Here is a 20005-nt window from a genome sequence, read left to right on the forward strand (position 1 = left end):
AGATCCGCCGCCGCTTCTACAAGAAAGGCACCGACTTCGCCGAAGTCACCCCCGAGCACGTCGCCTGGGTGCAAGACGAACTCAACGACACACCCCGACAAGTCCTCGGCGGAGCAACCCCACGTGAGATACTCCAGCAAATATTCAAACGTGGCGCATTAACCGCTTGATCCCGCCGCCCGAAAACGGCCGTACTCGGGGTCGCTTACTCGGGGTTTGCGTAACGGACGGCGCGCTGCGCTATCTCGGCAGGCCAGGCAGACCAGGCAGACCCGGCAGATCCGGCAGCTGGATGCCAAGGTGCGGGCTGGCGAAGTACAGGCCGGCCACGCCGAAGGTGACAAGGACGGCAAGAATGCCGGCGAGCAGCCCCGCGAAGCGCTTCGCGTTATCCACCTCAGCCTGCGTGAAGTCGGAGCTGCCCGGTCCGGTTGCGCGCGCACCTTCGGCGGTCTCCCGCGCGGGCGCGTCTGCCTGGGTACTCGCCGGTGCGGCGGTGGCAACCGGGGAGAGACCACCCGCCACGACAGCGACGGCAGCACCGGCGGCGACGGCGTGGCGGGAAATGGAGCGGGTGATCATAAAAAGTCCCTTCATCGGCGCGAGCTCATATCCGTCTCAGGATAGCGGATTGGGGCTTATTGTCCGTCAATAAAGCGGGTGGCCTTTTCCGTCCGGGCGATGTCTTGCAGCCGCTCCGCCGAAACGAGCCCTGCCACCACAACGACGGACCCGCCGGCGGCGATGGGGGCCAGCACCGAGGTGGTGAACTCCTCGGTACTGTGCCAGTTCTGCACAAGGTAGCGCTCGGCACCGATGCCGGGTTCGGTGAAGGTGTGCAGCTGCGGCGAGTCGCCGAAGTAGGCGTCGCCGTAAAACCGCACCGTGGGTCCGAAGTCCACGGTGCCAACAGGCAGGTCGCCGCCAGCTTCCACAACTCCGCGGCCGAAAGGGTCGTCGGAGACGACGACGCAATCCGGCACGTCGTCCCATCGCGCCGCGCCTTCGAGCGTGGTGAAGATGACGTCGGGGGAGGAGGTACCGGAGGCGTCGATAAGCGGAGTGCGCGACGAGTTGTACGTGCCGATGGCGATGACCGCTGCCTGCCACGACACGGGGAGATCGATGGCGACGCTGCCGTCAGGGGCGAGGTCGAACTCATCGTCGAGCATGTTGGCGACCTTGCTCGCCCAGTTATCCAGCGTCTGCGCCGAAAAATCCATGCGTACGCCGCGCGAGTCGTCGTAGACGGTCAGGCGCGGCGAAGAGGGATCGGTGTGCAACAGCGGTGCGAGCATGCTCATGCTCGCCCATCGTAAGGGGCAAACGCTTTACGACGCCAGCATGATCGACGCGCCGGGGCCCAACGGGAGATCGAACTGGTACCAGATGAACAGCAGCGTCAACCAGAACAGCCAGAACGCCACGGAAAAGACAATCAGGCGCGACATGAGCGTGCCGATGCCGGCCTTCGGCTCGTAGCGCCGCAGCTGGGTGAGAATAACAATGATGTACGGGTTGAGCGGGGTGATGATCTGCGTTGCGGAATCGCCCACACGGTACGCCGCCTGAATAAACGCCGGGTCGAAGCCGAGCAGCGCGAACATCGGCACGAACACAGCGGCCATGAGCGTCCACAGTGCCGAACCGGAGATGATGAGCAAGTTCAGGCAGGACGCGAGGATAACGAATGCGAGGATGGCCCCGAAGCCGTCGATACCCGCAGACTCCAGCGCCTGCGCACCCTTGACGGCGGTCCAGGTACCGATGCCGGACCAGTTAAACAACGCGATGAACTGGCCGAGGATGAACGCGAGCACGAGGAAGCCGGTCATTTCCTTGATGGCGGCCGCCATCATCTCCGTGACGTCGGGAACGCTCTTCACGGTGCCGGCGGCGATGCCGTACACCAAGCCCATGACCACGAAGTAGAGCACGACGATGAACACGGTGGACTGCATCAGCGGGGAGTCCGGCAGGAAGTTGCCCTCTTCGTTACGCCACGGAGAGCCGGGCAACAGCACCGCGATCGTACCTGCGACGGTGAGGGCCAGCGTCGCCCACAGGGTGGCGGTCAGGCCGCGTTTCTCGGCCGGGGTGAGCTCGGCTGTGATTTCGTTGCCGTGCGGGTCGAGATCCGGCGCGTCCTCGCCCGCGGCGACCTCGGTGGGCACGCCGAGTGTGTTCAGGCGGGGTTCGAGCACCTTGTCGATGATGAGGCCGGACAGGAAACCCAGAATCGACGCGGAGGCGATGTTGAACCAGTAGTTGGAGACGACCGTGACTTCGCCAGCGTCTAGGCCCGGCAGCGCCTCCATGACGGAGTTGGTGATGCCGGCGAACAACGCGTCTAGGGAGCCGGGCAGGATGGAGGTGGCGTAACCCGCACCGACCGATGCGAAGCCGCCGAGCAAGCCGGCGACCGGGTGGCGGCCCGCGGCCTTGAACACCATGGCGGCCAGCGGCGGGATGACAATGAAGGCCGGATCCGCGATCAGGGAAGCGGACACGCCGATGACACCTACGGCGTATGGCAGCACCGTCTTGTTCGCCGAACCGAACAAGCGGCGGATCAAGGCGGAGAGCATCCCGGAACGCTCGGCAATACCTACCGCCAAGATGATGGGCAAGACGTACACCAGCGGCGGGAAGCCGACGTAGTTCTTGCCCAGGTTCACCGTGAACCAGGCCAGGCCCTCTTTAGTGAAAAAGCCGTGGATGGGCCGCACCTCGTCAGAGCCGGGAACCTGCACCTGCGCCCCGGACCAGGCCATCGCGGTGGAAATGACTGCGGTGATGAGGAAGAGAATGAGGAAGAGGGTAAACGGCTCGGGGAGCTTATTGCCCACCTTTTCAATGCCGTTGAGGACGCGATCGGTCACGCCCGCCTTCTTCGGTGGATCGGTGTCTTGTGTCGGCTCGGGCCGCGTTGCTCGTGTCATGCACTCTGGTTCTACCAAAGAGGGTGCATAATTTTCCGGCAAATGAGTAAAATGCCTGGAATTTGATTCTCGGTACATGGAATCGCGCGACCGGTGGATCCCGGTTGCGCCGCAAGACTCCCGCCCGGGGCGCTAGTTCACGCAGCGGGGGCTGTCGCCGTCAGCGGTGATCTCCGGAGCGATTCCCGTTGCGCCGAAGTCCTCGCCCGGAGTGCCCACGGGCGCGTCCTGCTCGGCTTCTTCTGCGGACATCGCGCCGGGGCCGGCATAGTCGTCGGAGACGACGGCCACCAGCGTTCCCGGCTCCAGCGAAGCGTTGGCCACAACCGGCACCCCGCCGAGCAAGCGAGCCAGCTCCTGGGCGGCGGGATCCTCAACGTCGGAGGTGACTACCTGGCTCTGGAAGTACAGTCCCTCCATCGCGTTGGCTACCTCGCCGACCGTGACACCTTCCTTGCCCAGCTCTTCGCCCACTCGGCTGGCCTGCCCCGGAACACCGCCGGCATTGAGCACGATCACCTGGTGGCTGCCGAAGACGGTAGCGTCCGCCGTAGCGGGGGCAGACGTTTCAGTTGTGCGGTCGGCGGGCTCGACAGCGTCCTCCATAAACCGGTGCACTTGGGCGACATCGACCGTGATGATGGACTCGCCGTAGTCGCCCACCCCGTTGACCGAGGTGACGGGGATAGTGGTGAACGTGACGTTGTCCCCGGCCAGTCCCGAAAGTTGCTGGGCAAACTGGACAACGTCCCACCCTTTATCCAGGGTCACGGAGCGCTCCGCGGCGTTGGCCAACTCACGCAGCCGCGCAGGGTTGGTCAGCGTCCCGGCAGAGAGCATGTTACGCACCAGGGATGCCATGAACACCTGCTGGCGCACAATGCGGTCGAGGTCGCCGCGCGGGAGGTCGTGCCGCTGGCGGACGAACGATAGCGCCTGCGTTCCGTTCAGCGTTTGCACACCAGCGGGGAAGTGGGCGCCGGACAACGGCTCGTCCACCGCGTCATTCAGGCAGACCGTGACGCCGCCGACGGCGTCTGTGAGCAGGACAAATCCGAGTAACCCCACCTGTGCGAAGTGGTCGACCTCAACACCGGTGAGGTTCGCCACCGCGTCGATCAACCCTTCCTGACCTGCGCGGGCCACTTGCTGCTCCAAGTTCTGCCCTTCGGACATGCCCTGCTCTTCCACCAGCTCTTCGCGCTTCGCGGCTGCGTACGCGCCGTAGATGCCGTTGATCTTCAAGTTGCCGTAGGTCTCGTCGTGGACGTACGTGTCACGCGGGATGGACACCGCCGTCGCCTTCGATCCGTCCTCGGGAATGCGGATGACCATGATCGTGTCGGTATTCACTTCACCGTCGGCCACGCCGGCGTTCAAGCGGGCAAGCTCCTCCTCGCTCAGCGGGTTACCCTGGGCGTCCGTGCGCGAGTCAGAGCCCACGAGCAGGATGTCTACCGCACCGTCGAGCGATGCCGCCTCTTTGTTGCTCTTCCCTTTGGTCTTGCTCTGGCTGCTCACGTCCAGTTCGGAAGCGGAGAGCTGCCCGCCGAGGCGTCCGACGGCGAAGTATCCCACGCCGGAAAGCAAAATCGCGGTGGCGGACAGGACTGCCAGCACCCCTTTGACTACCGGATGGCCGGACTGCGACACGTCGCGCGTTCGCGACGGTGCCGCCTGAATGTCGCGGGCGCGCCGGTTGGGGTCAGTCACGCGGGGAAGTATACGACATCCCGGCGCAAATTCCGCCCGCGGCGAGCTGTGCCGTACACCAATTTCGGGTTCGCCGGTGGGTATGATTCCTGCCATTGTGAACGCAGATTCTCCCTACTCGACGGCAGCCCGCGCGCCGCTCGCTGTTATTACGGTGACGTACTCGCCCGGCGAGCATTTGTCGCACCTTATTCACTCGCTCGATGCGGCGTCGTCTGAGCGGGTCCATCTGATCTGCGCGGACAACGGCTCGACGGACGGGGTGCCTGAGCGCGCTGCTGCGGAACACGACAATGTCGAGTTCTTTTCTACCGGGGGCAACATCGGCTACGGCGCCGCCATCAACGCGGCTGTGGCGGCGCTGTCGGAGCGCCGGGAAGCGAACGCGGTGCGCGGAGACTACTTCCTCATTGTCAACCCGGACGTCGAGTTCGGGCCCGGCAGCATCGATGAGCTGATCAGCTGCATCGATGCAGCGCCGCAGGCTGGCGCGGCGGGACCGCGCATCGAGGAGGCGGACGGCTCCGCCTACCCCAGCGCCCGCGAGGTTCCCGGCCTGACCACGGGTATCGGGCACGCGTTGCTATACGACGTCTGGCCCGCCAACCCGTTTTCCCGCGCCTACCGGGCGAACGCCAACATGCATGTGCAGCGCACCGCCGGATGGCTGTCTGGAGCGTGCCTGCTGGTGCGGTGGGATGCCTTTGACGCCATCGGCGGATTCGACGAGCGCTACTTCATGTACCTCGAGGACATCGATTTCGGTGACCGCCTGTCCCGTGCCGGGTGGACGAACCTCTACTGCCCGTCATCGGTGATCCTGCACGACCAGGGGCACGTGGCCGGCAAGTACCGGAAGTTGACGGTGCCAGCGCACCACGGATCTGCCTACCGGTTCCAACGCGACCGGCACCCGCACGCGTGGCAGGCGCCGCTGCGCTGGGCCCTATGGCTGGGGTTGAAAGTGCGGGGGGCGTTCCAACTTGGACTGCGTAAACCGGCCAAAACGGGCGACGTGAAGAGAGCACGAGAAAAAGGACAGGGTTGATGGAAAATTCGCAGCATATTGCTGGCGCGCAGGCGCCCGACAGTGCGGTCACCGAGATGGATGCGGTGATCCTGGTGGGTGGGCGAGGCACGCGCTTGCGCCCGCTGACGGTGTCCACCCCGAAGCCGATGTTGCCTACGGCCGGGTACCCGTTCTTGGCGCACCTTCTGGCGCGCATCCGCGAAGCCGGGATGCGCCATGTAGTTTTGGGCACTTCGTACAAGGCCGAGGTGTTCGAGGAGTACTTCGGTGACGGCTCCGATTTCGGCCTCGAAATCGAGTACGTGGTGGAGGAAGAGGCGCTGGGCACCGGCGGCGGCATCCGCAACGTCTTTGCAAAGCTGCGCTACGACAACGCCATGGTGTTCAACGGCGATGTGCTCTCGGGGGCGGACCTGTCCGCCATTGCGGACACGCACGTGGAGAAGGACGCCGATGTGACCCTGCACTTGGTGCGGGTGCCGGATCCTCGCGCATTTGGCTCGGTGCCGACGGATGCGGACGGTAATGTGCTGGCGTTTTTGGAGAAGACGGAAGACCCGCCGACCGATCAGATCAACGCTGGCTGCTACGTGTTTAAGCGCTCCGTGATCGAACAGATTCCGGCGGGGCGCGTGGTCTCGGTGGAGCGCGAGACGTTCCCGGGACTTCTGGAGTCCGGCGCCAAGGTGGTCGGCCACGTTGATTCCTCGTACTGGCGCGATATGGGGCGGCCGGACGATTTCGTCCAGGGGTCTTCGGACGTGGTTCGCGGCATCGCGTACTCGCCTCTGCTGCAAGGGCGCACGGGTGAATCACTGGTGGACGAGTCTGCCGGCGTGGCCCACGGCGTCATTCTGATGGGCGGCACGGCAGTAGGCCGCGGTTGTGAGATCGGTGCGGGTTCGCGCGTGGACGACTCGGTGATCTTCGACGGGGTGACCATCGAGCCGGGGGCGATGGTGCGAAACTCCATCATCGCTGCCGGGGCGACGATCGGTGCGAACGCGCGGATCACCGACTGCGTCATTGGGGAGGGCGCCCGCATCGGCGCGCGCTGTGAATTGCAGGCGGGTATGCGTGTCTGGCCGGGTGTGGAGATTCCGGATTCGGGAGTGCGTTTCTCACCGGACGCGTAAGCGACACGCCAAACTCGCAAAATAGTTGCTCTCGCGAGCTCCGCTACCACATGTAGTACCCCCATATGGTGCCCCCATAATCGCGCGGTTGTGACGGGTGTGACTTGTGGGACGCGCGACGTGGGAATTGGGGGCCACGGGACGCAAAGCGGGAAATTCTGGTTGCGGCTATTTAGTGTCGGGGTGTGTAATCACAACAGTGTCATCCACAGAACCCGTCCTGGGTGCTGTGGGCACCACTCTTTTACGACCGACTAGCAACTAAGGAAGGTAATGGCGTGGAAAACCAGGCAGACGCCATCCTCCGCGGCGCAGCTGCAGGAGGAATGACCCTCGACGAGTTGTTCGGCGCCGTCGAGCAGGAGTGGCAGGACCAGGCGCTGTGCGCCCAAACCGATCCGGAGGCGTTCTTCCCCGAGAAGGGCGGCTCCACCCGTGAGGCGAAGCGGATCTGCAGGGCCTGTGCCGTACGCGACGAATGCCTGGAGTATGCACTGGAGCATGACGAGCGCTTCGGTATCTGGGGCGGACTCTCTGACCGAGAGCGTCGCCGACTAAAAAAGCAGATCGGCTAACCTGCCGGGATCTGGTCGGGCTACCAGGGAAAGTCCTGGTCGATCGTCCGCGGGTCAAGGTTGAGGTAGTTCGCCACGAGAGCGGTCAGAACCCATGTAACGAGTTCTGACCGCTCTTGCGCGTTGGCACTGCGGTGCTCAATGGGCATGCGGAAGACAACGAAGCGCGCCCGCGTTGGGTTTCCTCGCCTGTCCACCCCGGCCTGCAGCACGCGCCCGAGCGGCACGGGGCCGTCGGCGATGATCTCGTCCGGGAACACGGTCATGTCGGGGCTGAGCCGCATCCGAGGGATCGTGTCCACCGCGAGATCCACGCCTGCCAGCTCCGCGAAGAACTGGTTGTGCAAAGGGGCGTAGGCCTCGATAACCAGTTGGTTGAAAGCGTCGTCGCGCGTGCGGTAGCGCGGCACGCCCACCGGCAGGATGGGGCCGCGCACACCTCGGCCATGGCGGTTGCGGGCCGGTTGAACGTGCGATGGGCCGGTGGCAGTCATAGCGGTCAAGCCTATTGCTCTCGCGCCCCGAGGCGGTGTGGGCGCGCCGCGTTGCACTGCCCAAATCTCAATGAGGGGTTTAGACTTGGCACCGTGAATGTTTACCGTCGTTGTTGCCGCCCCGGATGCGGCCGGCCTGCCGTGGCCACGCTGATCTACGCGTACGCGGACTCGACGGCAGTGGTCGGCCCGCTTGCCCCCGCTCCCGACCCGCACGCGTGGGACCTGTGCGAGCGCCACTCCGCCCACATTACGGCCCCGGTGGGGTGGGAGTTGGTGCGCGTCGAGCACGTCGAGCTTGACGACGACGCCGTGGACGCCGGGGATGATCAGGACGACGAAAACACCGACATCACTGCCCTTGCCGCGGCGGTCCGCGAAGCGGGGCGGGTGACAACGGGCCTGGTGGAGACCGGCCAAGATCCGATCGAGTATTCGGCGGAGAAGGATTTCAACAACCCCGATACCTCCAACCACCCGGTGCACCGCACCAAGCGCGTGGAGGAGCAGATTGCAGCGCACAAGGCTGCGCGCCGCTCCCACCTGCGCATCGTTCCCGACCCCGAGGGTGGTGAGTGAGCAGCTGGGCCGAGCAGGCGCGATAAGATGACGCCCATGGCAATTGAGCACACAAGTGAGACGCTGACAAGCGTGATCAAGGCGTACGACGTCCGCGGCGTTGTCGGGGGGACCATCGACGAGGACTTCGTCCGCACCGCGGGCGCCGCGTTCGCTCGCATTGTGCGCGGGGAGGGGGAGACCCGCATTGCGGTGGGCCACGACATGCGCCCGTCGTCTCCCGCGTTGTCCGAGGCTTTCGCGGAAGGCGCGGCAAGCCAGGGCGTCGATGTGACGCTGCTGGGGCTGACCTCCACCGACGAGCTGTACTTTGTGGCCGGTACCCAGCGCTGCGCCGGCGCGATGTTCACCGCGTCGCACAACCCGGCGCAGTACAACGGCATCAAGCTGTGCCGCGCGGGCGCGACCCCGGTGTCCACGGACACGGGTTTGAGTGAGATCGCCCGGATGATCCTCGAGGGCGTGCCGGAATTCGCGGGGGAACCTGGGGTCGTCGAGAAGCATGATGCCCTCGGCGAGTACGCCTCCTACCTGCGCGAACTTGTCCCGGTGCCGGACCGGCGCACGCTTGTGGTGGCTGTGGATGCGGCCAACGGCATGGCTGGCATGACGGTGCCGGCAGTGCTCGGAGGGCTGGGCAACATTGACATCCGCCCGTTGTACTTCGAGCTCGACGGCACCTTCCCCAACCACGAGGCGAACCCCCTGGATCCGAAGAACCTGGTGGACCTGCAGAAGTTCACGGTTGAGCAGGGGGCGGACATCGGCTTGGCGTTCGACGGAGACGCGGACCGCTGCTTCGTGGTGGACGAGCGTGGGCAGGCGGTGTCCCCGTCCGCGATCACCGCGCTGATTGCCACCCGCACTCTGGCACAGCACCCGGGTGCGACGATCATCCACAACCTCATTACCTCCCGTGCGGTTCCGGAGGTCGTCGCAGAGCGCGGCGGCACCGCAGTGCGTACCCGTGTGGGCCACTCCTACATCAAGGCGCAGATGGCCGAGCACGGAGCGCTGTTCGGCGGGGAGCACTCGGCGCACTACTACTTTTCCGAGTTCTTCAACGCGGACTCCGGCCTGGTGGCGGCGCTGCACGTGCTCGCCGCGCTAGCGGAGCAGGACGCGCCGCTGAGCGAGCTGATGGGGGCATACGACCGTTACGCCGCCTCCGGGGAGATCAACTCCGAGGTTGCCGATCAGGCCGCGGCCACCCAGCGCGTGGTGGACGCGTTCCGCGACCGCGCTGAGTCTGTGGACACGCTCGACGGTGTGACGGTGCAGCTGAAGGATTCCAAGGCGTGGTTTAACGTCCGCGCCTCCAACACCGAGCCGTTGTTGCGCCTGAACGCGGAGGCTCCCACCCGCGAGGAGGTAGACGCGCTCACGAGCGAGATCCTCGGCATCATCCGCGGGTAGGTCTCCGCGCGTAGGCTCGCGCGGTATGAGCGGATTTTCCAGGGAAGAGGCGCGCTTCTTCGACGTTGCCCACGAGGGCGCGCAAATTCGGGCGGTGGGGCAGGCGGCGCATTCGCTTTCCGGCTTAACTGGGCTGCGGCCCCGCAGCGTGGTGGTGCTGCCGACCGACCACGTGGCAGCAGCTGCCGCTCGCGCGGTGGTCACCCTCGTTGGCGAGCTGGAGGTTCCAGTGGTGATCACCGACGTGCTCCCCGCGTACGTAGGCCCGCTCGATGTCGTTGTGGTGGTGGGCGACAACGCCGGACGCGACGATGCGTTGCGGGGGCTGATCACCGCCGCGGGCCGCGGTGCCGAGACTGTCCTCGCAGGTCCGGATAGGGGGCCACTGCTTGACGACGCGCCGCAGGCCACCACCGTCATCCCGGCGCTGCCCAACACCGCAGGCGCTTCCCCGTTGCGTTCGGGCGCGGTGCTGGGGGCGATACTTGCCCTCCCGCGGCAGCCCGCAGAGGTTGTGGCCGAACGTTTCGAGCTGCTTGCTAGCGAAGCAGATGCGGAGTTGGAATTGGCCTCCCCGCAGCGCGATGCGGCGACTAACCCGGCCCGCCAGCTGCGCGCCCAGGCCGACGGCGCCCGGGTGGTGCACACCGGGCTCGGCCGCGGTGGCAGCGCTGCCGCAGGTGTTGCTGCGGCCCTGTGGTCGACTCACGGCATCCCGTCCGGCGTGGTTGACGCCGACGAGCTCGCGCAGGCGATTGAGCGGGCTCAGCAGGCAAATCCGGCGGGACCGGCAGACGATATCTTCTATGACCCGTACCTTGACGGGCCCTCGGAACTGGTAGGTTTAACAACCGTTGTTTGGTCGTGCGAGACCACCGTCCCGGTGGTTCAGGCGGGCAGCCGGGTGGAGACCGCGGAGACGGACTCCGCTGACGCGGCGGCCCGCGCGGCGCGTCTGGTTGCCCGGGCGTACGCTGCGACGGCGCTGGACGCCGACGCCGCGGATTCCGCCGCCACGGACGAGTAGAAGGAGAGACATGGAACACCTCTCGGGAGCTCTGCGCCCCTACACATGGGGCTCGCACACGTTGATAGCCGAGCTGCGGGGCGAGCCTTCGCCGAGTGCGCAACCCCAGGCTGAACTGTGGTTCGGCGCGCACCCGGCGGCGCCGGCAACGGTGGGCGGTATTGGCCTCGACGAGGTCATCGCCGCCGACCCAGATGCTGCCCTCGGCCCCCGGGTGCAAGCCGAGCACGGCGACCAACTGCCGTTCCTAGTCAAGCTCCTCGCAGCTGCGGCGCCGCTGAGCATTCAGGCCCACCCATCGCTTGAGCAGGCGCAGGAGGGCTTCGAGCGGGAGAACGCGCAAGGTATCGCGCTCGGCAGCGCGAACCGCAACTACAAGGACCCGAACCACAAGCCGGAGCTCATCGTCGCCCTCACGCCGTTTCGCGCGCTGGCGGGTTTCCGTCCGGCAACCGACACCGCCGCGTTCTTTGCGGCGCTGTCGTGCCCTGAACTGGACCGCTACGCGTCCCTGCTGCCCGCAGACAGCGACGGCGACCTGCGTGCGCTGTTCACCACGCTGATTTCACTGCCGACGCAACCGCGGGTGGAGCTGATCGACGCGGTGGCGCACTGTGCCGAACACCTCGTCTCGCAGGGCCACCACGCAGCGTGGATGACGGAGGCGGCGCAGGTCTTCCTCGAGCTCAACGAGGCGTATCCCGGCGACGTGGGCGTGTTGGCCGCGCTGCTGCTCAACGTCCTCACGCTTGCGCCCGGCGAAGCGGCGTTTCTCCGGGCGGGCCAGCTGCACGCGTACCTGTCTGGCCTCGGTGTAGAAGTCATGGCGAATTCGGACAACGTGCTGCGCGGTGGCCTGACCACCAAGCACGTGGACGTGGCGGAGCTGGTTCGCGTGCTGGATTTCACCACTCTGGATAACCCCAGGGCGGAGACGGTGCCTTCCCGTGGCGGCGTCGAGTTTGCCCTGCCTGTAGACAGCTTTGCGGTCCGCATGCACGAGCTTGCCGAGGGCGAGACGCTGCGTATGCGCGAAGACGGCCCTGCGATCGTGCTGTGCACCGCCGGGACCGTCGTGGCTGGCGATTTCACACTCACCCAGGGCAACGCGGCTTGGGTGCCGGCCAGCGACGGGGAAGTAGCGCTCACGGCAACGGGCCCGGCGCAGCTGTTTGTCGCCACTGCGTAGGCTCAGCATAAACGCAATCGGTGCCGGCCTGCGCCGTAGGGGTGGCCGGGGCGTAAACCTGCCGCCAGTGGGAGGGGCCGCCATCTAGCGCTTCGCAATGAAGCTAGCGGCCCGCGCGGCCCGTGAACTTGTCAATCTTGTCAATGACGTCGCGCGGAGTCATGCCCTGGTTTTCGTGCGGGTAGCCCGCGACGTCCTCCTTTCCCGGCACGCGCGTCTGGGCTGCAGGGGCATTCGGCGTGGCGGGCGGGTGCGCTGCAGCTGGCTGGGCTGGGGCCGCGGGCTCTGAAGCGCCGCGGTCTGCGCCATTGGCCGTGCGAGGTTCCACCTCCTGCCGCGGGGCCGTTCCAGCTGGGCCTCCCTGTGCGGCCTGCTCTGCGGTCTCAGTCGGCGGTTCCTGCCCCTCGTGGACGGCCCCTGGTTCGCTTCCAGGATTGGCTCCTTCCTGCGGGCGGCTGGGCGGCTGGACGGCAGGCTGGCCGGTGGGCTCGGCTGGTTCCGTCGGTGGTGTTTCGGAACCGCCGGGCGCGGGCGTCGCGGGGGTGCCGCTCGGGGGTGCCCCGGTACCGGGCGCGCTGTGCCCGCCCGGTACCGGCGTAGGAGTGCGCGAGCTGGTGTGCCCGGAAGCGGGCGACGGCTCGGTGCTTGGGCGATCGGTTCCCTGGGGTGCCGCCGTCGGTGCCGGGGACGGGACGATGTTGGAGGGGCGGTACACGCGCGGCGGCTGTCCTGGTCCCGGTGCTGGGGCCACTACGGCGTGCGGGGGCATGTAGGGGTCGCGCTCCGCGTTGTAGCCGGATGGCGCCGCACCTGCCACGTGCCGGAGCTCGCGCGGCTCGGCCTCAGCGGCTGCCTGCCGGCCATGTTCGCGCGCCTGGTTGCTGGAGCTGCGCACGGTGCGGGTTTCGTCCTCGGTCACGGTAGCGGTGGTCGGGCTGGATGCCGACCGGCCCGCCGGGGCTGTGGAACTCGGATCGGAGGTACCCGCCGCGTCGGCTGTGAACCCGGCGCGGTTGTTCTGCCCCGGCGTGGAGGTGGCCCAGACGGTGAAACCGACGAGGGCCGCTAGCACAACACCCGCGCCGAAAAACACGGACACCCGGCGTGCTGTCCCTTCCACGGTGCGCTCCTCCCGCAGGTCACGTTGGACCCGTGTTTGATCACAACTTGATAACTTTTTGTTCTGCAGCACTGTTTATAGCACGCGAATGGTGATTACGGAACCCCTTTCGCGGGTCCGTTACAGCGCGTTTGCCTGCCCCGGGGTAGGTGTATGCCGTATATAGATGGATAGAAGGCATCGCGTGGGCGTCCGCTCGCGCACATCGAAGGGAAGGAACGCCGCAGTGAGTACTTGGGACGAGGAGATTTTCACGGTCGACACCAACACGGACTTTCTGGACGAGTTGGTGGACCTCGATTTTGAGGAAATCTTCGAGGCGGTCCGCGACGCGGTTCTGCTGGCAGCGAAGCAGGATGCGCCCAGCGAGGACGAGCTGCTCAACGGCCAGGCCGCCGCCACCATCGCTGCGATCTGGGCAGGAGCGCCGTTTTCCGCTGGAGAGATCGCGGAAAACTACCCGTTTATCCGCCGTCGCCCGGACGAGATGGACGAGCAGCTGGTGGAGTCCGCTGCCGTGGTGCTGGAGGAAGCCGACACCGACCAGGATCTTGAGCAGTTCCTGGAAGCACTGGCGTAGCGGCATGATCGTCGCGGTAGAAGGTATTGACGGGGCGGGGAAGAACACGCTCGTCACCGCTGTCCAGCAGCGCTCTGGGGCGGACACGCTCGCCTTTCCCCGCTACGCGGATTCCGTGCATGCGCAGCTGGCGCACGATGCGCTCCACGGCCGGATGGGTGATCTGACGGATTCGGCGTTCGGCATGGCCACCCTCTTCGCGCTGGACAGGCATGGGGCCAAATCGCTTCTCGACGGCTTCGCGGCCGCACCGGATCGCGTAATTATCTTGGACCGCTACGTCGCCTCCAACGCGGCTTACACGAAGGCGCGAACCGGGGACCCGGCGGCCGTGAAATGGGTGTACGAGCTCGAGTTTGAAAAGCTTTCGCTGCCGAAGCCGGACCTGCAGGTGCTGGTGGACACCAACCCGGATGTGGCGCGCGAGCGCGCTGCGGCCCGCGAGGAGCAGGACGAGTCGCGTACCCGCGACCGCTACGAGCGCGACGCCGGGCTGCAGGCCGCAACATTCGAGGCGTACGCGGAATTGGCGGAGATGAACTGGGGGAGTCGGTGGCTTCGGACCTCGGATCCGGCGGTTATCATGCAGGCATTGGGCGAGCTGGCGCAGTAAGCACGTAGTGAGGAGGACGCATGGCCCCGAAGATTCTCGTCGTGGACGATGATCCCGCGATCAACGAGATGTTGACCATCGTGTTGGAGGCAGAGGGTTTCCAAACCAGCTCGGTGACCGACGGGGCCGAGGCGGTGGCGTCCTTCCGTTCCTTCGACCCGGATCTGATTCTGTTGGACCTGATGTTGCCGGGCATGAATGGCATTGACATCTGCCGTGAGATCCGCAAAGAGTCCGCGGTGCCGATTGTCATGCTCACCGCGAAGACGGACACGGTGGACGTGGTGCTGGGCTTGGAGTCTGGCGCGGACGACTACATCACCAAGCCGTTCAAGCCGAAGGAGCTTGTCGCACGCATCCGCGCCCGCCTGCGCCGCACTGATGATACGCCGGCGGACGTGCTGGAGGTTGGTGATCTCACCGTGGATGTGCCACAGCACACCGTCACCCGGGGCGAGGAAGAGATCCAGCTGACTCCGCTGGAGTTCGACCTGCTGGTGGAGATGGCCCGCAAGCCCAACCAGGTGCACTCGCGCGAGGAGCTGCTGGAATCGGTGTGGGGCTACCGCAACGCTTCGGACACCCGTCTGGTCAACGTGCATGTGCAGCGACTGCGCTCCAAGATTGAGCACGACCCGGAAAACCCGGAGATCATCCTCACCGTGCGTGGCGTGGGGTACAAGACCGGGAAGTCGGAGGTGTAGCACCTGGACGCCATACGTCGTGGCCGTGACCGGATCCGGCACGCCTGGACCACCCGGCTGCAGGTGCGCTTCGTGGGCACGGTGCTGCTCGTGTCCACCGTTGTCATGTCGGTGCTCGGCTTCGCCTTGGCATCCGTGGTCACCGACCGGATCACCGCCGCGAAGATCGACGCCGCCACAGTGGAGATCGAGCGCGCCCGAGCAACGGTGGAATACCAGTTGGCCAACTCCGGGTCATCGGCATCGCTGCAGGCGCGGTTGAACTCTGCGCGCGCCGGGTTGACCCAGCGTGCGCAGGAAAGCGGCGACTCGGCCAGTTTCTACGAACCCGTGCTGGTGGTGGAAGCCCCCAACGGCTCGGTGACGTCGTCGCCGGAGGCCTACCAGATACCGAAACGCCTCGGGGACTTTGTCACGGACGGCAACGTTGCCTACCAGTTCGCGTCGGTGGAGCGGCCGGACGGCTCCGCGTACGACGCGCTCATCGTCGGCACGCCGACCAACGCCGACGTGCCTAATCTGCGCCTCTACATCGTGATGAACATGGAAAGTGAGGCCTCCACCGTTGCACTCATGCGCGGCATCCTGGCTTCCGCGGCGGTGATCGTGGTGGTGTTGCTGATGGGTATCTCGTGGCTAGCGTCCCAGCAGATCGTCGCGCCGGTGCGCTCTGCTTCGCGTACCGCGCAGCGCTTTGCGTCCGGGCACCTGCGCGAGCGAATGCCGGTGGACGGCGAAGATGAGATGGCCGTGCTCGCCATGTCCTTCAACGACATGGCGGATGCGCTGAGCAAGCAGATCAGCAACCTCGAGGAGTACGGATCGCTCCAGCGCCAATTCACTTCCGACGTTTCGCATGAGCTGCGCACGCCGCTGACCACGGTCCGTATGGCTGCGGACATGATCGCCGCCAACGAGGATTCGCTGGAACCGGCGACAAAGCGGGCCTCCGAGCTGATGATCAGCGAGCTGGACCGCTTCGAATCCCTGCTCAACGACCTGTTGGAGATCTCCCGGCACGACGCCGGGGTGGCGGAACTCTCGCCTGCGAGCGTTGACGCCAGGCAGCCGGTCGAGTCCGCGTGGCAGCAGACCCGCCATCTTGCCGACGAGCTGGACGTGGATGTCATTTTCGATATCCCGGACGAGCCGCAGATGCTCGAGGGCGACGCCCGCCGCATCGAGAGGGTTGTGCGCAACCTCATGGCCAACGCCATCGACCACTCGGAGGGCAATCCGGTCACTGTTCGGATGCGCTCAAACGAAGAGGCCGTGGCCATCACTGTCACCGACGGCGGCGTGGGATTGAAGCCGGGCGAGGACGAGCTGGTGTTCAACCGTTTCTGGCGCGCGGACAAGTCCCGCAAACGGCACTCCGGCGGCACCGGCTTGGGCCTCGCCATCGCCAGGGAGGACGCGCAGCTTCACGGCGGTGTGCTGGATGCGGTGGGCGAGTTTGGCGTGGGCTCGCAGTTCCGGTTAGTCCTGCCGCGCGACCTGGAGGCGGGATATACAGAGTCGCCGCTGCCGCTGGAGCCGCCGCGCGGTGACGCCCCGCTTGCCGCCGGGGTTGAGGCTGAGGGTGGGCAACCGGAGGACGTCGATAAGCAAGAGCTCCAGGAGGGCACCGATGCGTGCGAGTAAGACACTCACCTGCTTGACCGTGGCTGCGGTGTGGGCGACGGCTGGCTGCGCGTCGCTGCCCACGAACTCCGCCCCGCACGTGATCCGTTCCTTCACGCCCGCGGAGACGGAGACGCAGGCGGCTGGCCCGAAGAAGGACCAGGAGCCGGATTTGCTGTTGCGCGACTTCTACTCGGCGTCCGCGCGGCCCGACTCGGACTACGAAGCGGCGAGGGCCTACCTCACCGAGGGCGCATCGGCTGCCTGGGACCCCAGCGGCCAGAAGCTGGTCGTGGACAGTATCGGAATGACCACCCTGCCAGGTTCCTCGGTGGGCCAGCGCAGCTACGCGGTACACGGAGCTGTGGTGGGAACGGTGCGCCAAGGCGGCGCGTACACACCGGAGCGCGGCACCTACGAGGCCACCATTGACATGGAGATGGTCGACGGGCAGTGGCGTATTTCCTCGCTGCCCGAGGGCGTGGTGTTGGAGCGCACGGAACTGCGCAACCAGTACCAGCCCTACAACCTGTACTTCTTCGACGAAGACGACCGGGAGCTGGTCACGGACCGCCGCTGGGTGCATTCACGCCGCGAAATGCTGGCGAGCGACCTGATCGGGCTACTCATGGAGGGCCCTTCCGAGCGCCTGCGCCCTGCGCTGACCAGCTCGCTGCCGTCCAGCGCGTCGTACACGGGCGAGCAGGAGGGCGCGTACACCTTCGCGGGGTTCGCGGGGGTGAGCGAAGACGAGCGCGCCCGCTTCGCCGCGCAGGTGGTGTGGACGCTCGCGTCCGCGGGTGTCACCGGCCCCTACGTGCTCAAGGCGGACGGGCAACCGCTTGTCGACGGCGCGTCCGACCTGGAAACCGACGATTTCATCGCGGCCAGCCCCCTTGTGGAAACCGTCGGGGAAACCACGCTGTATGCACTGTCCGGCGGCAAAGTGGTCCGTGTGGAGGAGCGCTCCACGCAGCCGGTGGAGGGCACGCTCGGCAGCGCGACGGATGTCTCGGCGGTGGACATCGCCGGCGACGGCCAATGGGCCGCGATCTTTGGCAAACCAGGAGACGCCACGGAGGACGTGTTCCGGCTGGGCAAGTTCGGAGGCGCCGAGCACGAGGTCATGCGGGCCGGCACGTTCACCCGCCCCACATTCGAGCCCGGAGCGGAAGCGGTCTGGGCGGTCGCGGACGGCAAGCGCATCCTGCGCACTGTGCAGTCCGCCGCCACCGGCAGCCTAACCACCGGGGAGGTGAAGGTGGAGTTGCCCGAAGGCGTGGACGGCAACATCTCCGTGCTGCGGCTTTCACGCACAGGCACGCGGGTGGTCATGGTGATCGGCGGCCGCCTGTACACCGGTATTGTGCGCCGCCAGGCGTCCGGAGAGCGCTCCATTGTAAACGTCTACGAGTACGCCCAAGAGCTGGCCGGCGGCATCATCTCCGCGGAATGGCGGCCGGACGGTTCGCTGCTGGTCGGCACAACGTCAACGACACCGGTGATGCGCGTGGAGCAGGACGGTTCCTCCATGACCGCGATGTCTTCCGGCAACATCTCCGCGCCGGTGGTGGCGGTGGCTGCTTCTCCCAGCACGCTGTACGTCACCGACGCTAACGCGCTGCTGCAGGTGCCGGCCTCCGGCGCTGACAACCCCATTTGGCGCGAGGTGCCGGGGCTGGAGAGCGTGCGCGCGCTGCCCATCACTTCGCGTTGAGTTTTCGGTAATCTCTCGGTGGGGAAAAGGGGGTGGAGATGGGCAACGTCGTAGCGCAGGTGGGCGAGCTACTGCTGCCGCGCGCCTGCGCGGGGTGCCGCCGCCCGGGTGCGCTGCTGTGCGCCTCGTGCCGGGTGGGGCTAGCCGCTCCGCCGCAGCGCGTATTCCCAAACTCCGGCCCGCACGTGCCCGTGTTCGCACTCGGGCCGTACGCCGACCCGCACCGAAGCGTCGTACTGGCGATGAAGGAGCGCAACCACCTCGCGGTGCGCCGCTACGTCGGTGCGGTGCTGGCGTCCGCGCTGGAATACCTGGAGGCGCGCGGGGACATCCCATCTGGTGCGGTGCTCGTGCCGGCCCCGACCCGTGCCAGATCCGCGCGCGCCCGCGGGGGAGACCCGGTGGAGCAGGTCTGCCGGGCAAGCGGCCGCCCCGTCGCGCCGGTATTGGCGCTGGATCCGCGCGCCGCGGATCAGTCAGGGTTGGACGAGGCCGCTCGTCGCGCCAACCTGGCGGGGAGGGTGCGGTTGGCCGGTGCGCCGTCGGGGCGGGTTGTCGTGGTGGACGATGTGGTCACTACAGGAGCTACGTTGCAGGCCAGCACGGCGATCCTGGTTTCGCACGGGGTGGACGTTGCCGCGTGCGTGACGCTGTGCGCCGCCTAGTCACAGCATCCTTTAACCGAAACCGCCGGAATTGGTCATAACCAGTTGTATAGTGGTGGTGGACACAGTTCCTACTACCGCAAGGGAGGACGCAGATGACGTCTGCAGACCGCAACCCGAACACCGCGCCGGCCGCCCCGAACCAGGACGAGACGCTGAGCCCGGAAGCCCAGGTAACTATCACCGGGCGAAACGTTGAGGTCCCGGAGCACTTCCAGGAACGAGTGAACGGCAAACTTGCCAAGATCGAAAAGCTTGACCCGACGCTGAAGTCGTTCCATGTGGAGCTGAAGCACGAGCCGAACCCACGCCGCGAGTCGGAAGCGGAGCGCATCCAAATCACCGCCACCGGCTCCGGCCACCTCGCCCGCGCAGAGGCGAAAGAGGAGAACTTCTACGCTGCGCTTGAGGCCGCCGTGGACAAGCTGGAGCGCTCCCTGCGCAAGGTTAAGGCCCGCCGCAACATCGCCATGTCCGGCCACCGGGCGCCGAAGAGCACCGGCGTCTTGGCCGCTGAGATGGAGGCGGACGCGAAGGCTGAGCAGGAGCGCGCGACCAAAGAGGTCGGCAAATACGACGTCGACCCGTATGAGGGCCAGGTCGAAGACGTTGTTCCGGGCCAGATCGTGCGCTCGAAGGTCCACTCCAACACGCCACGCAGCGTGGACGACGCGCTGAGCGAGATGGAGCTGGTGGGGCACGACTTCTACCTTTTCATTAACGAGGAGACCAACCGTCCGGCCGTGGTGTACCGCCGCCATGCCTTCGACTACGGCTTGATCGAGCTCGCCGCCGAAGGGGAGGCCGCGGGAGCTGCCGGTTAGACGGCCATCCCCCCCGAAGCCCGCATCTTTCCGAATTTCAGGACGATGCGGGTTTTTG

Annotated in this window: 20 protein-coding genes and 1 pseudogene; 15 read left to right on the forward strand and 6 right to left on the reverse strand. The window is 66.3% G+C overall.

Annotation, left to right across the window (positions count from 1 at the left end; genetic code table 11):
• Positions 1 to 170: pseudogene (locus HMA55_RS10355) on the forward strand (IS30 family transposase); the annotation flags it as partial.
• 70 nt (positions 171 to 240) lie between these two features.
• Here HMA55_RS10355 and HMA55_RS10360 read toward each other — a convergent pair.
• From HMA55_RS10360 to HMA55_RS10375, 4 genes are all read right to left on the reverse strand, one after another.
• The gene (locus tag HMA55_RS10360; protein ID WP_181192974.1) at positions 241 to 597 is read right to left on the reverse strand and encodes a hypothetical protein; all 357 of its coding nucleotides are present in this window, start codon (positions 595 to 597) and stop codon (positions 241 to 243) included.
• 41 nt (positions 598 to 638) lie between these two features.
• Positions 639 to 1304, reverse strand: coding sequence for a TIGR03089 family protein (locus HMA55_RS10365; protein ID WP_181192975.1), 666 nt, complete (start codon positions 1302 to 1304; stop codon positions 639 to 641).
• 27 nt (positions 1305 to 1331) lie between these two features.
• Complete coding sequence (locus HMA55_RS10370; RefSeq protein ID WP_181192976.1) at positions 1332 to 2942, reverse strand: AbgT family transporter; 1611 nt, start codon at positions 2940 to 2942, stop codon at positions 1332 to 1334.
• Between the two features lie 132 nt (positions 2943 to 3074).
• The gene (locus HMA55_RS10375; protein ID WP_181192977.1) at positions 3075 to 4655 is read right to left on the reverse strand and encodes an LCP family protein; all 1581 of its coding nucleotides are present in this window, start codon (positions 4653 to 4655) and stop codon (positions 3075 to 3077) included.
• 82 nt (positions 4656 to 4737) lie between these two features.
• Here HMA55_RS10375 and HMA55_RS10380 point away from each other — a divergent pair, with 82 nt between their 5' ends.
• From HMA55_RS10380 to HMA55_RS10390, 3 genes are all read left to right on the forward strand, one after another.
• Entirely contained in the window at positions 4738 to 5703 is a 966-nt protein-coding gene (locus HMA55_RS10380) for a glycosyltransferase family 2 protein (RefSeq protein ID WP_181192978.1), read from the forward strand.
• Positions 5703 to 6821, forward strand: a complete 1119-nt coding sequence (gene manB / locus HMA55_RS10385) for a mannose-1-phosphate guanylyltransferase (RefSeq protein ID WP_235961949.1) — start codon at positions 5703 to 5705, stop codon at positions 6819 to 6821. The genes HMA55_RS10380 and manB overlap by 1 nt, the downstream gene beginning before the upstream one ends.
• Positions 6822 to 7147: 326 nt before the next feature.
• Entirely contained in the window at positions 7148 to 7396 is a 249-nt protein-coding gene (locus tag HMA55_RS10390) for a WhiB family transcriptional regulator (protein WP_181193056.1), read from the forward strand.
• A gap of 20 nt (positions 7397 to 7416) precedes the next feature.
• Here the strand turns inward: HMA55_RS10390 and HMA55_RS10395 are convergent, their stop codons facing one another.
• Positions 7417 to 7890, reverse strand: a complete 474-nt coding sequence (locus HMA55_RS10395; RefSeq protein ID WP_181192979.1) for a metallopeptidase family protein — start codon at positions 7888 to 7890, stop codon at positions 7417 to 7419.
• A 93-nt stretch (positions 7891 to 7983) separates the two neighbouring features.
• Here HMA55_RS10395 and HMA55_RS10400 point away from each other — a divergent pair, with 93 nt between their 5' ends.
• Genes HMA55_RS10400 through manA form a run of 4 tightly spaced genes read left to right on the forward strand, consistent with a single transcriptional unit; the run spans position 7984 to position 12101 of the window.
• Positions 7984 to 8469: a DUF3499 domain-containing protein gene (locus tag HMA55_RS10400; RefSeq protein WP_257802607.1), complete on the forward strand. Its 486-nt coding sequence runs from the start codon at positions 7984 to 7986 to the stop codon at positions 8467 to 8469.
• Positions 8470 to 8505: 36 nt separating this feature from the next.
• A complete protein-coding gene (locus HMA55_RS10405; protein WP_181192981.1) occupies positions 8506 to 9885 on the forward strand; it encodes a phosphomannomutase/phosphoglucomutase in 1380 nt (459 codons plus the stop codon).
• Positions 9886 to 9910: 25 nt separating this feature from the next.
• Entirely contained in the window at positions 9911 to 10912 is a 1002-nt protein-coding gene (locus tag HMA55_RS10410; RefSeq protein ID WP_181192982.1) for a hypothetical protein, read from the forward strand.
• A gap of 10 nt (positions 10913 to 10922) precedes the next feature.
• The gene (gene manA, locus HMA55_RS10415; protein ID WP_181192983.1) at positions 10923 to 12101 is read left to right on the forward strand and encodes a mannose-6-phosphate isomerase, class I; all 1179 of its coding nucleotides are present in this window, start codon (positions 10923 to 10925) and stop codon (positions 12099 to 12101) included.
• A 103-nt stretch (positions 12102 to 12204) separates the two neighbouring features.
• Here manA and HMA55_RS10420 read toward each other — a convergent pair whose 3' ends face one another.
• The gene (locus tag HMA55_RS10420) at positions 12205 to 13221 is read right to left on the reverse strand and encodes a hypothetical protein (RefSeq protein ID WP_181192984.1); all 1017 of its coding nucleotides are present in this window, start codon (positions 13219 to 13221) and stop codon (positions 12205 to 12207) included.
• A gap of 226 nt (positions 13222 to 13447) precedes the next feature.
• Between HMA55_RS10420 and HMA55_RS10425 the strand changes: the two genes are divergently transcribed.
• The 7 genes from HMA55_RS10425 (at position 13448) to hpf (ending at position 19947) form a co-directional block, all read left to right on the forward strand.
• Entirely contained in the window at positions 13448 to 13801 is a 354-nt protein-coding gene (locus HMA55_RS10425; RefSeq protein WP_181192985.1) for a DUF4259 domain-containing protein, read from the forward strand.
• A gap of 4 nt (positions 13802 to 13805) precedes the next feature.
• Positions 13806 to 14414, forward strand: coding sequence for a dTMP kinase (locus tag HMA55_RS10430; protein WP_181192986.1), 609 nt, complete (start codon positions 13806 to 13808; stop codon positions 14412 to 14414).
• Positions 14415 to 14434: 20 nt separating this feature from the next.
• Positions 14435 to 15118, forward strand: a complete 684-nt coding sequence (gene mtrA, locus HMA55_RS10435; protein WP_181192987.1) for an MtrAB system response regulator MtrA — start codon at positions 14435 to 14437, stop codon at positions 15116 to 15118.
• A 33-nt stretch (positions 15119 to 15151) separates the two neighbouring features.
• Positions 15152 to 16762, forward strand: a complete 1611-nt coding sequence (mtrB, locus tag HMA55_RS10440; RefSeq protein WP_257802608.1) for an MtrAB system histidine kinase MtrB — start codon at positions 15152 to 15154, stop codon at positions 16760 to 16762.
• Positions 16749 to 18458, forward strand: a complete 1710-nt coding sequence (lpqB, locus tag HMA55_RS10445; protein ID WP_181192988.1) for an MtrAB system accessory lipoprotein LpqB — start codon at positions 16749 to 16751, stop codon at positions 18456 to 18458. Before mtrB ends, lpqB begins: the two co-directional genes overlap by 14 nt.
• Positions 18459 to 18496: 38 nt before the next feature.
• Positions 18497 to 19123 (forward strand): ComF family protein, encoded by a 627-nt coding sequence (locus HMA55_RS10450; protein ID WP_181192989.1) that lies wholly within the window; start codon positions 18497 to 18499, stop codon positions 19121 to 19123.
• Between the two features lie 95 nt (positions 19124 to 19218).
• Positions 19219 to 19947 (forward strand): ribosome hibernation-promoting factor, HPF/YfiA family, encoded by a 729-nt coding sequence (gene hpf, locus HMA55_RS10455; protein ID WP_181192990.1) that lies wholly within the window; start codon positions 19219 to 19221, stop codon positions 19945 to 19947.
• The last annotated feature ends 58 nt before the right edge of the window (positions 19948 to 20005 follow it).

The sequence above is a fragment of the Corynebacterium wankanglinii genome, assembly GCF_013601005.1.
GTDB classification, from domain to species: domain Bacteria; phylum Actinomycetota; class Actinomycetes; order Mycobacteriales; family Mycobacteriaceae; genus Corynebacterium; species Corynebacterium wankanglinii.

Coding starts and splice junctions, on each gene's coding strand:
- HMA55_RS10380 (WP_181192978.1), top strand. CDS start 4,738: ATGATTCCTGCCATTGTGAACGCAGATTCTCCCTACTCGACGGCAGCC.
- HMA55_RS10395 (WP_181192979.1), bottom strand. CDS start 7,890: ATGACTGCCACCGGCCCATCGCACGTTCAACCGGCCCGCAACCGCCAT.
- HMA55_RS10405 (WP_181192981.1), top strand. CDS start 8,506: ATGGCAATTGAGCACACAAGTGAGACGCTGACAAGCGTGATCAAGGCG.
- hpf (WP_181192990.1), top strand. CDS start 19,219: ATGACGTCTGCAGACCGCAACCCGAACACCGCGCCGGCCGCCCCGAAC.
- HMA55_RS10365 (WP_181192975.1), bottom strand. CDS start 1,304: ATGAGCATGCTCGCACCGCTGTTGCACACCGATCCCTCTTCGCCGCGC.
- HMA55_RS10390 (WP_181193056.1), top strand. CDS start 7,148: ATGACCCTCGACGAGTTGTTCGGCGCCGTCGAGCAGGAGTGGCAGGAC.
- lpqB (WP_181192988.1), top strand. CDS start 16,749: ATGCGTGCGAGTAAGACACTCACCTGCTTGACCGTGGCTGCGGTGTGG.
- manA (WP_181192983.1), top strand. CDS start 10,923: ATGGAACACCTCTCGGGAGCTCTGCGCCCCTACACATGGGGCTCGCAC.
- HMA55_RS10360 (WP_181192974.1), bottom strand. CDS start 597: ATGAAGGGACTTTTTATGATCACCCGCTCCATTTCCCGCCACGCCGTC.
- HMA55_RS10430 (WP_181192986.1), top strand. CDS start 13,806: ATGATCGTCGCGGTAGAAGGTATTGACGGGGCGGGGAAGAACACGCTC.
- HMA55_RS10410 (WP_181192982.1), top strand. CDS start 9,911: ATGAGCGGATTTTCCAGGGAAGAGGCGCGCTTCTTCGACGTTGCCCAC.
- HMA55_RS10370 (WP_181192976.1), bottom strand. CDS start 2,942: ATGACACGAGCAACGCGGCCCGAGCCGACACAAGACACCGATCCACCG.
- manB (WP_235961949.1), top strand. CDS start 5,703: ATGGAAAATTCGCAGCATATTGCTGGCGCGCAGGCGCCCGACAGTGCG.
- mtrA (WP_181192987.1), top strand. CDS start 14,435: ATGGCCCCGAAGATTCTCGTCGTGGACGATGATCCCGCGATCAACGAG.
- HMA55_RS10450 (WP_181192989.1), top strand. CDS start 18,497: ATGGGCAACGTCGTAGCGCAGGTGGGCGAGCTACTGCTGCCGCGCGCC.